We start from the raw sequence: 15,665 nt of genomic DNA on the forward strand, positions 1-15,665 counted from the left end.
CGCCTGTGGGCCGCTAGGTTGGGTGGGTGAGCACCACCGAGCTACCGCGGCTGCAATCCGGCACCGGTCGTTGGATTCTGCTGGCCACCATCCTCGGCTCGTCGGTCGCCTCGCTCGATGCGACGGTCGTCAACATCGCGCTGCCGCGGATCGGCGAATCGCTGGACACCGATGTCGCCGGGCTGCAGTGGACGTTGAACGGGTACACCCTGACCCTGGCCTCGTTCATCCTGCTCGGCGGCTCGCTCGGTGACAAGCTCGGCCGGCGCCGGATCTTCGTGTGGGGAACCGTGGCGTTCGCGCTGGCGTCGGTGCTGTGCGGCACAGCGTCGACCATCGAAATGCTGGTCGCGGCCCGGATCCTGCAGGGCGTCGCGGGCGCTATGCTCACCCCGGGCAGCCTGGCCCTGATCTCCTCGTCCATCGATCGGCGCGATCAAGGCGCGGCGATCGGCCTGTGGTCCGGCTTCGGCGGCGTGGCCGGGGCGCTCGGGCCGTTCCTCGGCGGCTGGCTCATCGAACTCGCGGGCTGGCGGTCCATCTTCTTCCTCAATGTTCCGCTGACCCTGGTCGTCGTCCTGGTCACGCTGCGGCACGTGCCCGAGAGCCGCGATCCCGGAGCCGCCGCCGAACTCGACGTGCCCGGCGCACTGGTGGTGGCGCTGGCGCTCGGCGCGCTGACCCTCGGGCTGATCGACACCATGCCTTTGCTCATCGTGTCCGGTGTCGTGCTGCTGGGGGCGTTCGTCCTGATCGAGCTGCGCAGCGATCACCCCCTGGTGCCGCCCGCCCTGTTCGGCTCGCGGGTGTTCACCGCGGCGAATCTCGTGACACTCGCGGTCTACGCCGCCCTCGGTGGCGTGTTCTTCCTGCTGGTGCTGGAACTGCAATTGGTAGCCGGGTACTCGCCGTTGATGTCCGGCGTCGCGACGGTACCGATCACGGTGATCATGCTGGCGCTCTCGGCTCCCGCCGGCCGCTGGGCGCAAGTGCACGGGCCGCGCATCCCGATGACCGCCGGACCGCTGCTGGCGGCGGCGGGCCTGCTGCTCTTGCTGCGCATCGGACCCGAGACCGAGTACTTCATAGATGTGCTTCCGGGTGTCCTGGTCTTCGGGCTGGGTCTCGCGGTGCTGGTCGCGCCGCTCACCGGCGCGGTGCTCGGCGCGGTGCCGGCAAGCGAGGCGGGCATCGCCTCGGGGGTGAACAATGCCGTCGCGCGTACCGCGCAACTGCTCGCGGTGGCGGCGCTGCCCGGGCTCGCGGGCATCTCGGGTGCGCTGGGTGATCCGGTCGCCTTCGACGACGGCTTCGCCACCGCGATGTGGTTGTCCGCCGGGCTGCTCGTGACCGGCGCGGTGCTCGCCGCCGTGCTGTTGCGTCCCGAGCGGCACGCACCCGCGTTGGACAGTGTCGATTGCATGCCGCAGTGCGCCGTCGCGGGTCCGGCGGTGGCCCCGGCTCTCGGCGAAAAATAAGCGGCCCGAACGGATCGCTCCGTTCGGGCCGGGAATCGAGGGTGTGGTCCGATCAGATCGGGACGTAACCCGTGCCGACGCCGCCGCGTGCGTTGATGTCGGCCACGATCGCGCTCATGTTGGTACCGACCTCAGGGCCGAAGCAGGCGAGGGCCAGATAGGCATTCACCATGCCCACCAGTGTCGACCCGACGACCACCGGCGCACCGGAGTCGCCTTCCACCACGCACATCTGGCTCCAGGTCTCGACGTTCGTCCGGAAGACGTCGCCCCAGGCGATACCACAGGTGTTGCCGGTGGTGCGCCCTTCCTTGCACACGATCTGCGGGAAGCTCGCCGGTGCGCCGAGGCCGGTGATGGTGACGTTGCCGATCCGGTTCACCGGGGTGATCTTGCCCGGATCGAACTGGATGACGGCGTAGTCGAGGTCGTGGTTGGAGTAGGCGAACCGGCCGATCACGCCCGCCCCTCGGTCCGCTTCGGAGTAGACCTGTGCGCCCGGGTCGCCGCAGTGGCCCGCGGTCAGGCCGACCAGACGTCCAGCGTTGTCGTGGCCGACAGTCGTGACCGTGCACTCGAATTGGTTGTCGATGATGATGCCGGATCCACCGCCCAACACCGGCGGGCCCGTTTGGGCGTTCGCGGCCCCTGTGCCCGTGCCGAGCAGCGCCGCGCCCAGGGCGACGGCGAAGGCGGCGTTGGCCACCTTGGCGAGTTTGCTGAACATGTCCCTCCAGACGTCGGAAGCCCGCACGATATCAATCTGTCGCACCCATCGTGTCAGTAAACGATCTCGGGCGCGTCACCACTACGGGGTTGTCCCCACTGCTCCTGGCTTCAACCCTATTTCATACAACCGAGATGAAATGTATCTTACGCGCCCGATAGCATTCGGCTATCACAATTGTGAAAAGCCTGTGAACGTTAGTGCTCGGGTGATAGTAAGGAGCCGTTGCGTTGGTCTCCGGAAACAAATCTGATTTTCGATGACAATTATCCAAAGAAATTCGCCGAATCACCGCTCTCGATCCCGGATTCGTGCAGTTGGGCTGTAGCTTGTGCCAGAGGTCGGGGTGCTGTCTTTGGGTTCGTTCCCAATGTTCCGCGCCTTAACCATTGCTTTCCGGCGATGGTGAGCGGCATCTATGACTGCGATCACAAGTGGATGGTGTGTTCCGCACTACTCCGTAGTAAGGTGCGTCAAGCAAACGAGTCGCCGGGGCAGCCAACCGGCGTCGAGGAGGATTAGCCAGTGCAGTCGACCGAGAGTCCACCATCAGGGTCACGGTTCAGTGGTGCGGTCGATTGGACAAGGTCTTACTGGCAGGATCATCCGAAGCGTTCGCTGGAGACCTTCGGTAGGCAGATCACGATGGGCTTCGCGGCCGTCGCCGAACTGTTCGTCTCGATTTTCCGCAGGCGCTTCCCCTTCGCCGAGTTCGTCCGGCAGTGCGCGTTCATGGCCAGCGTCTCCGCGGCGCCGACGCTGCTGGTCGCCATCCCGATCGGCGTCATCGTCTCCATCCAGGTCGGATCGGTCGCAGGCCAGGTCGGCGCGACCTCGTTCATCGGCGCGGCCAACGGCCTCGGCATCATCCAGCAGGGCGCCCCGCTGGTCACCTCGTTGATGATCGCGGGCGCCGTCGGCTCCGCGGTCTGCGCCGATCTCGGCTCGCGCACCATCCGCGAGGAGATCGACGCCATGAAGGTCATGGGCGTCGACCCGTTGCGCAGGCTGGTCGCTCCGCGGCTCGGCGCCGCGATGGTGGTGAGTGTGCTGCTGTGCGGCTTCGTCGTCTTCGTGGGATTCCTGACCGGCTACATCTTCAATATCTTCGCGCAGAACGGTACGCCGGGCTCCTATGTCGGCACCTTCTCGTCGTTCGCGGTGACCACCGATCTGCTTGTCGCGCTGGTGAAATCGCTGATTTTCGGTCTGCTGGCGGCAATCATTGCCTGCGATACCGGATTGAACACCCGCGGTGGTCCCGGTGGTGTCGCGAACTCGGTGAATTCCGCGGTGGTGGGATCCACCATCATGCTGTTCGGGGTGAACCTCATCATCACCCAGGTTTACAACGCACTATTCCCGTCACAGGTGGTTTGAGCCGGTGTCATCAACCTATGTACCGCCGCTGCTGCGGCCTCTCCAGACGATCCGGAAATCCGCCCAGGCGCCGGTCGATTGGCTCGCCAGGCTCGGCCACCAGGTGTTCTTCCTGTTGCGCTCGATCGGTTCGATTCCGCTGGCGCTCAAGCACTACCCCAAGGAAGTGTGGCGCCTGCTCTCGGACGTCACCTGGGGCAATGGCAATCTCGTCGTCGGCGGCGGCACCATCGGCGTCGTCGTGATCCTGAGCGCCTTCGGCGGTATGACCGTCGGGATCCAGGGTTACAACTCGCTGAACCTGCTCGGCCTGAGCCCGATCACCGGTGCGATCTCGGCGTTCGCGACCACTCGCGAACTCGGCCCGCTGCTGGCGACCCTGGCCTTCGCCGCTCAGGCCGGCTGCCGGTTCACCGCGCAGCTCGGCGCCATGCGCATCTCCGAAGAGATCGACGCGCTGGAGTCCATCGCCATCCGGCCGCTGCCCTATCTGATCAGTACCAGGATGTTCGCGGCGATGATCGCCATCATCCCGCTCTACTGCCTGGGCCTCACGATGGCGTACGTCTCCTGCTCGGTGACCGTGCAGCTGATCGGCGGCACCGCCCCAGGCACCTACCAGCACTACTTCTATCAGTTCCTCGTACCGGCCGACGTCGTCTATTCGCTGATCAAGGCGATCCTGTTCGTCGCGATCACCACGTTCATCCAGTGCTACTACGGCTTCTTCGCCTCCGGTGGCCCGGAGGGCGTCGGCGTGGCCGCGGGCCGCGCGATCAAGATGTGCATCATCGCGGTCGTTTTCGCGAACCTGTTCATGACATTGGCGATCTGGGGCATCAACCCCGGCATCCGGATCTCGGGGTAGACACCAGATGATCATCGATCCCAGTGGGCGCGGGCCCACCATGCGGCAGCTGTTCATCGCAGGCGTGTCCGGTCTGGTCGTCTTCGCCTTGGTGCTGAGCTTCCTGATGCTGCGCTACAAGGGGTTCTTCCAGGAGAAGGTCAACGTCACCGCGAACCTGACCACCACCGGTGACGGTCTGCCCGAGCAGGCCGACGTCAAGTTCCGCGGCGTGCTCGTGGGCGCGGTGAAGACGGTCGACATCGCGGCGAAGGGCGAACTGCAGAAGGTCCGGATCGAGATGAAGCCGGAGTTCGCCGACGACATCCCGGCCAATGTGACCGCTCGCGTGGTGCCCAGCAACCTGTTCGCCGTCACCTCGGTCGAACTCGTCTTCAACGGCCCCGCCGACCAGTACCTGCACGAGGGTTCGGTCATCGAGGAAGACCGCAGCAAGGGCACCATCGCGCTGCAGGACACGCTCACCACGGTCCGCAACATCCTCGACAAGATCGATCCGGTGCAGTTCGGCCGGGTGCTGGGCACCTTGTCGCAGGCGCTGGACGGCAGCGGCCGGATGCCCGGCTCCACCGTCGAGCGGCTGGACCGCTGGCTGCTGGCGGTCGACGAGTCGATTCCCGACCTGGGTGTGCTGCTCGGTGACTTCTCCGCGTCGTTCAACGCGCTCAACCAGTCCGCGCCCGAGCTGGTCGACGTGCTCGGCACCTCGGTGCAGACCGCGCGCACCATCGCCGACCGCCGCAGCGAGCTGGTCTCACTGATCACCGGTACCTCGGGGACCATCGACACGGTCAACGGCCTGTTCGCCCGCAACCCCAACGTGGGCATCGAGGTCACCGCGGGTACGAACGACATGTTCGGCGCACTCGCCGCGGACCCCGAGGCGATCACCAGGAGCCTGCTGAACCTCAGCGAGACCATGCGTCGGATGGACACCACCTTCAAGTGGGGTCCGCAGAAGCAGCAAGTCTGGGACGCGGGCATCACGCTCACCCCGTACCGGCCCTACACCGTGGCCGACTGCCCGCGCTACGGCGACATGGTCGGGCCGAGCTGCTACACCGCTCCTGCCGTCGCCGACGTGGGCGAGCTGCCCGAACAGCTGAAGCCGCGCGCGCTCGCCTCGGCCGCCGGGCTTCCGCCGGTCGTGCCGATGCCAGGCCTGCCGCTGATTCCCGGCGTCACCACGCCGGATCCGAACCGCGCCACCGCGGCCGCTCCCACCGGCGGTGCGCCCGCTCCGTTCGCGGGTACCCCGCTCGAAGGCCTGTTCCCGATGTTGCCGCCGGGGCTGCTTCCGCCGGCCGCGGCTCCGGCGCCCGTCGCGCCGGCCGCCGCGCCCGAGGGCACCCCCTCGGCGGCACCGATCTCCTACCGGGGTGACTCGGCGATCACCGCGCTGCTCGGCCGCAAGCCGACCACCGCCGAATATCTGCTGCTGAGTTCGATTCTGAAGGGCGGAACCATGCAGGTGTCCGACAACGGTGCCGGACGATGAGCATTCGCAAGCCGCTGATCGGCTTCACCATCTTCGCCATCGTGTCGGTCCTGGTCACGGTGGTGGTGTGGAATACGCTGGCGCGCATCGTCAGCGGCGACACCTACACCTATTCCGCGACGTTCTCCGACGTGCTCGGTCTGCACGAGGGCGACGACGTCCGCATGGCGGGCGTGCGGGTGGGCAAGGTCGAGAAGATCGAGCGGGGCCGCGACGCGAATCTGAAGAAGTCGGTCGCCAAGGTCACTTTCGTCGTGCAGCGTGACCAGACCATCTACAACGACACGAAAGCACTGGTTCGCTACCAGAACCTGATCGGCCAACGGTATGTGGCGCTGGCGCCCGGCAAGGCGTCGAGCCCGGCGCCGCTGAAGAACAACGGTTCCATCCCGATCGATCGGACCGAGCCGTCGTTCGACGTGTCGGGACTGCTCAACGGATTCCAGCCGCTGTTCCAGGTGTTGCAGCCCGAGCAGGTCAACCGGCTGTCGGAGACCTTCATCCAGGCATTGCAGGGTGACGGCGTCTCGTTGAGCGCGTTCATCGTGCAGGCCGCCCAGCTGGCCACCGACTTCCAGCGCAGGGACGCGATCCTGTCCGATGTGATCACCAACCTGTCGGGCGTGATGTCGGGGTTGGCGAAACGAGGTGATGAATTGGAGACCCTGGTGACCCAGACCCGGGCCTTGATCGGCGGGCTGTACGAACAAGGACAGTCGTTGCTCGGCTCGACCGAGCAGATCGCGGCCGCGACGACGTCGCTGGTCGGCATGATGGACCGGATCCAGCCGAGCCTGCGCACCGCGCAGAACTCCACCAGCGCGGCGCTCACGCTGTTGCTGGACAACGGCGCGAAGCTCGATCAAGCGGCGATCGACCTGCCGAACGTCCTGTCCGCGGCGGGCAGGCACACCTCGGAAGGCGGTTACGCCAACGCCTACCTGTGCGGGTTGGACTTGTCGCTCTACGGCGTCCTCTTCCCCCGCGGTCTGTTCTCGCAGATCGGTGGCACTTCGCACTCGGCGGTGTGCCGCCCATGATGACGAAGCTCAGGTCCAGGTTCGACAGCAACCGGTACTTCTGGTTGGGCGTCATCGGCGGTGTTCTCATCGTGGTGCTGCTGGTGGTGTCCAGCGTCTACAAGCTTCTCGGCGTCGGCGAGCAGTCGATCAAAGCCGAGTTCGTGCAAGCCGCGGGCATCAGGGTCGGCGACAAGGTGAATATCGCGGGGGTGTCCTCCGGGCGGGTGGTCGACGCCGAACTCGAGGGCAGTCACGTGCTGCTCACGCTGAGCGTCAGCGACGACGTGAAACTCGGCCCGGACGCGCGCGCCTCGATCAAGATGGCCACGCTGCTCGGCGCCAGGTACGTCGACCTGGAGCCGGGCGACGGCTCCGGCCTGAAGGGCAAGCGGATCCCGGTGTCCAACACCGCGGTGCCGTACAACCTGGCCGACGTCGTGCAAATCGGCACGCCGAAGTTCGAAGCGCTCGACACCAAGAAGCTGGCCGACTCGCTGAACCTGATCAACGAGCAGATGAACGGCTCGCCCCAGCTCACCGCCCAGGCGCTGGACAGCGTCGGCGCGCTGGCCAAGGTGATCGACAGCCGCAAGGCCGAGGTGGACACGCTGCTGAAGGACCTGGACCGGGTCACCCGGATCCTCGGCGACAACCGCAACAGCATTCTGCTGGTGATCACCCAGGGCGAGGCCATCGCCAATCGGGTGATGGAGCGCCAGGCGCTGCTGCGCCAGCTGCTGGACAACGTCGCCGCGCTGACCAAGCAGCTCGAGGCGATCGGTGCGGAGAACAACGATCAGCTCGGCCCGACCATCCAGCAGCTGAACACCATGGCCGAGGGTCTGCAGAAGAACAAGGACAACCTGGATCGGATGCTGTCGATCATGCCGCCGACCCTGCGCTACCTGGCGAATTCCTGGGGTGGCAGCGGTCCGTACGGCGACGTCGGTCTGCCGTGGCTGTTCCCGGACAACTGGTTGTGCTTCGCCCAAGTCATCGAGGGGTGCCAGGGATGAGATTCCGCACGGGCTTTCCGCTGAAGACCGTCGCGAAGGCGCTGATGATCAGCGCCGCCGCACTGACGATCGGCAGCTGCTCACTGCTGCCGAGTTCGGTGAACGACGCGCTGGGCACCACCCTGCAGATCACCGCCGACTTCGACAACATCGCGGGCATCTACGAGGGCAATCCGATCACGGTGCTCGGGCTCGACGTCGGCAAAGTCGACAAGATCGTGCCCAAGGGCACCTTGATCGAGGTGCACATGTCCATCGACAAGGACGTGAAGATCCCCAAGGACGCGATCGCCGCGATCATCTCGCCGTCCATCGTGACAGATCGGCACATCGAACTCACCCCGGTCTACACCGGCGGTGCGTCCCTGTCCGACGGCGCGCACCTGCCCAAGGCCAGGACCAAGACGCCGGTCGAGCTGGACACGATGATCAAGACCATCGATCAGTTCGCCGCCGCACTGAAGCCGGAGCCGGGCCAGGAGAGCATCGGCCCGCTGTCGGGCCGGGTGCTCTACCCGATGCTCAACGGCAACGGCGAGAAGATCCGCGACACCCTCAACGCGCTGTCCAGCGCGCTGAAGGTCGGTGTGGACAACAAGGACGCGATCTCCAGCATCATCATCAAGCTGAACGACCTGACCACCATGCTGGCCGAGAACGACCAGTCGGTGCGCGATTTCAGCAACCGGGTGACCCAGATGACCGGCCTGCTCGCCGATCAAGCGCCGGGCCTGCAGGCCACGCTCGATCAGCTGCTCGCCTTCCTGCGCAACACCAGCACCACGCTGACGCAGTACGAGAGTCAGTTGTCCGGCACGATGACCGGCCTGACCAACGTGACCCAGCAGTTGCGCGACAACGCATACGGCCTCACCGAGGTCGCCGACTTGGCGCCGATGGTCATGCAGAACGTCGACAACATCGTCAACCGCGAGCACGGGTACGTCCGGCTGCACGCGGTGATCGGCACCGCACTGTCGGGTGAGATCGTCAGCCTGTTCTGCGAGCGCATCCAGATGAAGGCCGACGGCTGCCGCACCGGAAACATGCAGGACTTCGGACCCGACTACGGGCTCACCGCAGCACTGCTCGGACTGACGAAATGACGTACCGAATGACGATCAAGGCACGCAGGGCGCTGGTCGCCGTGGCCGCGGTGGCCGGTGTGGCGGTCACCTCCGGCTGCGGGCTCACCGTGGAGAAGCTGCCGCTGCCGGAGCCGGGCCAAAGCGGCGAGACCTACACGATCCACGCGGTCTTCGAGAACGCGCTGAACCTGCCCGACCAGGCGAAGGTGAAGATCGGTGGTTCGGACGTCGGCGTGGTCACCGATATCAAGACCAAGAACTTCCAGGCCGTCGTGGACTTGACCATCCGCAAGGACATCGAGTTGCCCGAGGGCAGCACGGCGGAACTGCGTCAGGCCACCCCGCTGGGAGACGTGTTCGTCGCGGTGTCCAAGCCCAAGACCGAGCCCGGCACGGCCATGCTGCACGACGGCGACACGCTCACCCTCGACAGCACCTCCGCGGGCGCGACCGTCGAGCAGTTGCTCATCTCGGTCTCCATGCTGTTCAACGGCGGCGGCATCGCCAGCCTGTCCAAGCTGGGCTCCGAGCTGGACTCCATCGTCGGCGGCCGCGGCGAGCAGCTCGCCCATCTGATCACCGAGATGACCGGCGTAGTCGGCAGTCTGAACGACAACTCCGCTCGGGTGGACAGTGTGCTCGGTGAATTCAGCACCCTCGCCAACACCCTGGAGGGCAGGCGGTCGCAGCTCGGCGAGGTGGCCGACACGCTGCCGCAGATGATCGGCGCCATCGCCGAGAACAACCGGGCTCTCGGCGATCTGCTCGCCAAGTTGTCCACCGCCAGCGCCGCGCTGGGCGATTACGCGAACACCTCGACCGAGAACCTGAACGGTTTGCTGGAGAACACCCACCAGTTGATGGACGCGATAGCCGCGACCGGTGACGGCTTCGGCGTTCTGCTGGATCGCCTGCGGGTACTGCGGCCGAAGGTCGACGCGACCTTCCGCGGCAGCAGCTTCGCGGTGTACGCGACCGCGACCAACCTGGACATCAGCGCGCTCACCGATCCGGAACACGGCAAGATCCAGGACCTCAACGACCTACAGGACTTCGCGGGCAGCCTGATCCAGGTGCTGCAACTGGTGCAGGGCCGGGTAGGGGGAGGACACCGATGACCTCCGCGCGCAAACTGTTCGGAAGCAAGATCTTCCTGTCGAACGTGGGCCTGGTGCTCGTGCTGCTGATCGGCGCCACGTACCTGCTGCTGAACGTCATGCGGGTGAACCCGCTGCGGTCGGACTACACCGTCACGGTGAATCTGGACCGTTCCGGCGGTCTGCAGCCCGGCAACGACGTGACGTTGCGCGGGTGGCGCATCGGCAAGGTGACCTCGATCGAGCTGACCGATCGCGGTCAGGCCATCGCCGCCACCGCGCAGATCGAGTCGAAGTACAAGATCCCGGTGGACACCCAGATCGCGGTGCAGGCCCTGTCCGGCGCGGGTGAGCAGTACATCGACTTCCGGCCGAATGCCGAGCAGGGGCCGTATCTGGCCAACGGAGCGGTGATCGAGTTCGATCCGGAGAAGATCCACACGCCCACGCCGGTGTGGTCGGTGCTGGACAACTCCAGCACCTTGATCGCGCAGATCAATCCGGAGCACTTCCAGGTCATCCTGAACGAGCTGGACATCGCGCTCAGCGGCGGCCCGGATCAGCTGCGCGGCATGGTGAACGGGATCAGCTTGGCCATGGCGGGTCTGGACTCGCTGCTGCCGCAGACCACGAATCTGATCACCAACCTGCGTACCATCGCGAGCACCACCTCCAACGCGCAGCCCGACCTGGCCACGCTGACCCGCAACTCCGGGGTGCTGTTCGAGCAGTTCAACAACGCGAACGCGGAACTGCAACGCGTGCTGGACCAAGCGCCGGGCCAGCTCACCAGCCTCGGCGCCGTGGTGGACCGGACGGCCGATCCGATCACCAGTTTGGCGACCAACTTCCAGGCGATCACGAAGGCGGCGCAGCTGCGGCTGCCCGCGCTGCGCGCGCTGTTCCCCTCGCTCGCGCTCGGTGGCGAGGCGCTCGGCGTCCCGGCGCACAACGGCGAATTCCACGCGATGATCGACATCTGGCCGCGGCCGTTCTGCACCTACAACACCCCGAAGATCCGCAACGAGGTCGTGCAGGACGGCACGATTCCGATGTGGAACTACTGCGAGAACCCGCCGCCGGGTCAGCAGATCCGCGGTGCCGCCAACGCACCGCGGCCCGACGTGCCCAACAACGGCGCGCACATGCCGCCGGGTGTGGATCCGAACGAGCGGACCCTGCCTCCGGTGCGGTGAGTCGTACCCGGCCCGGCGGTCCTCCCGTCGGCCGGGCATACTCGCCGGTGGAACGCGTAAGGCTCGCTGTCGCGGGCCGCTGAAGCCAATCGGTGCGCACCGATGCGTGCCGGGAAAGTGCAGGTTTTATCGATGTCTACCGACGACGCCGAGAACGACAAGGACGCCGAGACCACGGCCGCCACCTCCGACAAGGGCACCGACGCGGTATCCGGGAAGTCGGAGGACGCCGCCGGCGCGGCGAAGCCCGAGCTGTCCAAGGCGGAGAAGGCAGACAAGGCCGAGGCCGGCGCGAAGCCGGCCGCGAAGAGCGACTCGCCCAAGGCGGCGGCCCCCGCACGGTCGGAGAAATCCACCTCGCTTCCGGTGGTGGCCGCGTTCGTGGCCGGCGTGCTCGCGGTCGCGGCGATCACCGCGGTGGTGGTGTTCTTCATGCAGGGCAAGGATCGCGGCGACAAGCTCGACGCGATTCGCGACTCGACCAGCGCCGCGTGCACATTCGGCAAGGACGTCTCGGTCTACGACTACTCGAAGAATCTCGATGACTACTTCACTACGGTGAAGGACGGCTCGACGGGCGAGTTCCTCAAGGAGTTCGACGACGCGACCAAGGCGCTGAAAGATGCCATGGTGCAGGCGCAGGTCAAGTCCTGGGCCGACGACGTGCAGTGCGGCTACCAGTCCGGTGACAAGACCTCGGCCAAGGTGCTGGTGACCCTCACGCAGTACCGGACCAACTTCACCCAGGCCAACCCCGAGCGGCAGTTCGTCGTGGTGATCGCCCAGCTGCAGAAGTCCGGCGACAAGTGGCTGGTCGAGAAGCTCGATTCGCCGATGCTCAAGGGTGCGGGCACCGGCCTGCCGGGCGCTCCCGCCCCGGGCGGCGCTCCGCAGCAGGCACCGTCCGGTCAGCCCGCGCCGCAGCCGGGCAACTAGCCGAGCGCCTCCGGCGGTGGGCCGAGCCACCACCGCCGGAGGTCATTCGGGCAGCCTGCGCCGATTCGGCGGATCAGAACAGCGTCAAAGCCTGTGGCGCCGACGGCGCGGCCGCCTTCCCCGCGGCCTCGTCTTTCGGCGCTTCCGGCGCCGTCGACGCTTCCTCCACAGTCACCGCGAGCATTTCCACGGTGTTCGCCTCGGCGACAGCCGCGGTGACCGCGGCCTGCCGAGCCGCTTCTCCGGCCAGTGCATCGGCCTGCTCGTTGAAGTAATTGCCGACATGACCGCGGACCCAGCGGAAGCGGACCGGCCCCGGCCTGCTCGCAATGGCCCGATCGATCTGCCGGACGAGTTCGACATTCTTCACCGCGCCACCGGTGGACGTGCGCCAGCCGTTGAGCCGCCAGCCCGATACCCATTCGGAGGCGCATTTGATCGCGTAGAGCGAATCGCTCTCGATGAGCAAGGGTTCGGAGCCGGGGTGGGCGACGATCGCCTCCAGCACCGCGCGCAACTCCGCGACCTGGTTGGTTCCGGACGCGGCTCCCCCGCTGGCCGAGGAGCCTTGATGATTGACCCAAGCCCAGCCGATGGCGCCGCCGGGATTGCGGAGGCAGGATCCGTCGGTGCTCACGATGATCATGGGTGGCACCCTACGCAATCCGACCGACAAGATCGGTACCGTGGAATTCCTCTATCTCCCTCCGTAAACAGGATTCCGTACGCCGCAGCGCCGATTTGACCGCGGCGTCCACCAGGCCGGCGCTCAGGCGCCCGACCACTCCGCGAGGCGGACTGTATTCCGCCTCGGAGGTCAGCACCGAGCGCCCGTAGCCGAGCGGGTCGAAGCGCAGCCTCAGCGTGCCGGAGAAATGTCCACGCAACGTGTACCCGATCACCGCGTTGTGGCGGTATTCGGTGATTTCGCAGGTAGAAGTCGGCTGCCAGAGCGCCAGGCGGGTGGTGGTGGCGAAGACCGCGCCGAGTCCGCGGTCCCGGTCGCCGGTCGGTGCGAAGTCCGCGATGCCGAACATCCAATCCGGTACGAACAGATGGTTGTCCGTGTAGCTGAAAGCGACCTCGACGGGCGCTCCGACGTCACTCGCGTACTTGATGTGGCCCATAGGCCCTCCCTGTCCCACGACTGGCGTTAAAAGTACTACAGCTCTCCTCTTTATTCGAGGGATCTGCGGGATTTTCGTCCGATATTTCGCCAGGTTGCGACCGAATGGTTGCTTGGGAGAGGAGTCTTTCGCAGCGCCCTCAGAGCTGGTCGACGATGTGCTCCGCGATCGGCATGGCCGAAGTGGCCGCAGGTGAGGGGGCGTTGAGCAGATGTACCGAGCGCTCGGTGCGCTCGATCATGAAGTCATGCACCATAGTTCCATCCCGCAGGACCGCCTGTGCGCGAATGCCCGCCTCCCGGGGTTGCAGATCGGCGAGCGTCAGCTCCGGACAGTAGCGGCGGCACTGCGCGAGGTAGCCGCGCTTGAACAGCGAGTTGCGCAGTTCCCGCAGTCCGGTGCGGACGTTCGCCTTGGCGACGCGATGGAATCCGGCGAATTCGAGCACTTCTCGTGCGTCCCGCAGGTCGACACTGCCTTTGCGGTAGCCCTCCCTGGCGAGTCCGAGCACGGCGTTCGGCCCCACGGTCAGCACTCCATCTATGGTCGGGCTCAAATGCACGCCGAGAAACGGTAAATCCGGATCGGGGATCGGATAGATCAATGTGCTGACCAGCCCGTTGCGTTCCGCCGGCAGTTGGTAGTACTCGCCGCGGAAGGGAATGATGCGAAAGTTGGTGCGCAGCCCGACCGCCCGTGCCATCCGGTCGGCTTGCAGCCCCGCGCAGATTACCGAGCGGCGAGCCGTCCACGAGCCGGCCGGCCCCGCGGCGATCACCGCGTCCGAAGTCTCGGTGAGCGTGGTGACTTCGGCACCCAGCTCCAATTCGCCACCCGCGCGGCGGACTTCCTCGGCGAGCGCTTCGGTCACCCGGGTGAAGTCGATGATGCCGGTGTCCGGAACGAAGAGGGCTCCGAGGCCGGTGACGCGCGGTTCCCGCCGCGTGAGTTCCGCGGCGTCGATCAGCTCGACGGCCACGCCGTTGGTGATCGAGCGTTCGTGCAGCGCGAGCATGCGTTCGTACTCGGCGTCGTCGGTGGCGACCAGTAGTTTCCCGCAGACGCGGTACGGAATGTCATGCGCTGCGGCGAATTCCTTGGTCCAGCGAGCGCCACGGCGGCACAGCGTGGCCTTCAGACTGCCCGGCGGATAGTAGATGCCGGAGTGGATGACTCCGCTGTTGTGCCCGGTCTGGTGGGTGGCCAGCCGCTGGGCCTTCTCCAGCAGCACCAGGCTCGCGCCGGGATTGCGCGCCAGGATCCGGTGCGCGGTCGCGACCCCGACGATGCCGCCGCCGATGACGCAGAAGTCGTAGGCGCTCATGCCCAGCAGGGTAAGCGGTAGGTCACACGGCGGCGGAATCCACTCCGCCGTGCGCGGGCGTGGTGTGCCGGTTCAAGCGCAGGTCGTGCTCGCCCAGACGCGGATCGGAAAACGCCACTCGCACTTCGCCGCTGTGGGTATCGAGGTCGGTGCGCATCGTGGTCACGCCCGGCCTCTCCGACGCGGGATCGGAGCGGAGATATCCGGGCAGCATCGTCAAGGCGTTCGTGTCCACGGTGACCGTGACGGTGTCGGCCTCGACGTTTGCGACATGCGCGCCGACGTAGGCGTCGCCGAGTCGCACTTTGCCGCCGACAGGTACTGGCGCGGTCGGCGCGGCAGGCGAATCAGCGTGTGGTTCGGTAATTTCCGGCTCGGTGTCGCGCGGAACCGAATCCGCCACGGGCAGTACGAAGCTGCTGCCGGTCAGTACCGGATAGGAAATGTAGCGGCGTCCGTGGTCGGGCTCATCCGGGGCGGGCGGGATGACCGGCGCGGCGATCCTTGGCTCCGGGCGTTGCATGCCGGCGATTTGCTGGACGACGTAGGTACCGGCCACGACGGTCAGGCTCAAGCTGGCGGCACCGGCGAGCACGATGGCGGCATGCCGCGCGACCTGGGCAGGTCGATGTGCTGTCACGATGCGTTCCTTTCGCTGCGACGCTGCTCCCCACAGCGACCAGCACCATGGGAAGCTGTACGCCCGTCCAGATTACCTCGGTGGTCCGGCGAGGTGCCGCATCGAAGAGAGCAGGATCACAGCGGGCGCGCGAAGGCGCGGCGTCGAATGCCGGTCCGCGCAGCTCAGCGTGGGCGCATCGGAATGACCGAAATTTCCGCGGCGTACATGGCGTCGATGTTTCCGTGAACGCACGGACGGGTAAATAGTCGGGTAGCTGGCGAGCGCC

At 66.3% G+C, this 15,665-nt stretch carries 15 protein-coding genes; 10 read left to right on the forward strand and 5 right to left on the reverse strand.

Translation table 11 applies throughout. The features are described 5' to 3' along the window. Window positions 1–26: 26 nt before the first annotated feature. A complete protein-coding gene (locus ACFU5M_RS21315; RefSeq protein WP_379051799.1) occupies window positions 27–1,478 on the forward strand; it encodes an MFS transporter in 1,452 nt (483 codons plus the stop codon). 52 nt (window positions 1,479–1,530) lie between these two features. Here ACFU5M_RS21315 and ACFU5M_RS21320 read toward each other — a convergent pair whose 3' ends face one another. Then, on the reverse strand, window positions 1,531–2,205 hold the full coding sequence (locus ACFU5M_RS21320; RefSeq protein WP_379051802.1) for a S1 family peptidase: 675 nt from the start codon (window positions 2,203–2,205) through the stop codon (window positions 1,531–1,533). A gap of 525 nt (window positions 2,206–2,730) precedes the next feature. On the opposite strand from ACFU5M_RS21320, the gene ACFU5M_RS21325 reads away from it, so the two are divergent. The 9 genes from ACFU5M_RS21325 (at window position 2,731) to ACFU5M_RS21365 (ending at window position 12,306) form a co-directional block, all read left to right on the forward strand. Then, the gene (locus ACFU5M_RS21325; RefSeq protein ID WP_379051804.1) at window positions 2,731–3,585 is read left to right on the forward strand and encodes an MlaE family ABC transporter permease; all 855 of its coding nucleotides are present in this window, start codon (window positions 2,731–2,733) and stop codon (window positions 3,583–3,585) included. A gap of 4 nt (window positions 3,586–3,589) precedes the next feature. Next, window positions 3,590–4,453, forward strand: a complete 864-nt coding sequence (locus ACFU5M_RS21330; protein ID WP_379051806.1) for an ABC transporter permease — start codon at window positions 3,590–3,592, stop codon at window positions 4,451–4,453. A gap of 7 nt (window positions 4,454–4,460) precedes the next feature. After that, window positions 4,461–5,951 (forward strand): MCE family protein, encoded by a 1,491-nt coding sequence (locus tag ACFU5M_RS21335; RefSeq protein WP_379051809.1) that lies wholly within the window; start codon window positions 4,461–4,463, stop codon window positions 5,949–5,951. Then, on the forward strand, window positions 5,948–6,991 hold the full coding sequence (locus ACFU5M_RS21340; RefSeq protein ID WP_379051810.1) for an MCE family protein: 1,044 nt from the start codon (window positions 5,948–5,950) through the stop codon (window positions 6,989–6,991). Before ACFU5M_RS21335 ends, ACFU5M_RS21340 begins: the two co-directional genes overlap by 4 nt. After that, window positions 6,991–7,989 (forward strand): MCE family protein, encoded by a 999-nt coding sequence (locus tag ACFU5M_RS21345; RefSeq protein WP_379051812.1) that lies wholly within the window; start codon window positions 6,991–6,993, stop codon window positions 7,987–7,989. The genes ACFU5M_RS21340 and ACFU5M_RS21345 overlap by 1 nt, the downstream gene beginning before the upstream one ends. Next, window positions 7,986–9,095, forward strand: coding sequence for an MCE family protein (locus tag ACFU5M_RS21350; protein ID WP_379051815.1), 1,110 nt, complete (start codon window positions 7,986–7,988; stop codon window positions 9,093–9,095). Before ACFU5M_RS21345 ends, ACFU5M_RS21350 begins: the two co-directional genes overlap by 4 nt. Before the next feature lie 8 nt (window positions 9,096–9,103). Further along, complete coding sequence (locus tag ACFU5M_RS21355) at window positions 9,104–10,195, forward strand: MCE family protein (protein WP_379051818.1); 1,092 nt, start codon at window positions 9,104–9,106, stop codon at window positions 10,193–10,195. Then, window positions 10,192–11,370, forward strand: a complete 1,179-nt coding sequence (locus ACFU5M_RS21360) for an MlaD family protein (RefSeq protein WP_379051821.1) — start codon at window positions 10,192–10,194, stop codon at window positions 11,368–11,370. Before ACFU5M_RS21355 ends, ACFU5M_RS21360 begins: the two co-directional genes overlap by 4 nt. 132 nt (window positions 11,371–11,502) lie before the next feature. Further along, window positions 11,503–12,306, forward strand: coding sequence for a hypothetical protein (locus ACFU5M_RS21365; RefSeq protein ID WP_379051823.1), 804 nt, complete (start codon window positions 11,503–11,505; stop codon window positions 12,304–12,306). Between the two features lie 73 nt (window positions 12,307–12,379). Here ACFU5M_RS21365 and ACFU5M_RS21370 read toward each other — a convergent pair whose 3' ends face one another. The 4 genes from ACFU5M_RS21370 to ACFU5M_RS21385 form a co-directional block, all read right to left on the reverse strand. Continuing rightward, entirely contained in the window at window positions 12,380–12,952 is a 573-nt protein-coding gene (locus ACFU5M_RS21370) for a ribonuclease H (protein WP_379051825.1), read from the reverse strand. Window positions 12,953–12,962: 10 nt separating this feature from the next. Continuing rightward, complete coding sequence (locus ACFU5M_RS21375) at window positions 12,963–13,433, reverse strand: SRPBCC family protein (protein ID WP_379051827.1); 471 nt, start codon at window positions 13,431–13,433, stop codon at window positions 12,963–12,965. A gap of 139 nt (window positions 13,434–13,572) precedes the next feature. After that, entirely contained in the window at window positions 13,573–14,757 is a 1,185-nt protein-coding gene (gene lhgO, locus ACFU5M_RS21380; protein WP_379051829.1) for an L-2-hydroxyglutarate oxidase, read from the reverse strand. A gap of 22 nt (window positions 14,758–14,779) precedes the next feature. Next, a complete protein-coding gene (locus ACFU5M_RS21385) occupies window positions 14,780–15,397 on the reverse strand; it encodes a hypothetical protein (RefSeq protein ID WP_379051831.1) in 618 nt (205 codons plus the stop codon). Window positions 15,398–15,665: the final 268 nt, after the last annotated feature.

The organism is Nocardia sp. NPDC057455, assembly GCF_042802775.1.
GTDB lineage: Bacteria > Actinomycetota > Actinomycetes > Mycobacteriales > Mycobacteriaceae > Nocardia.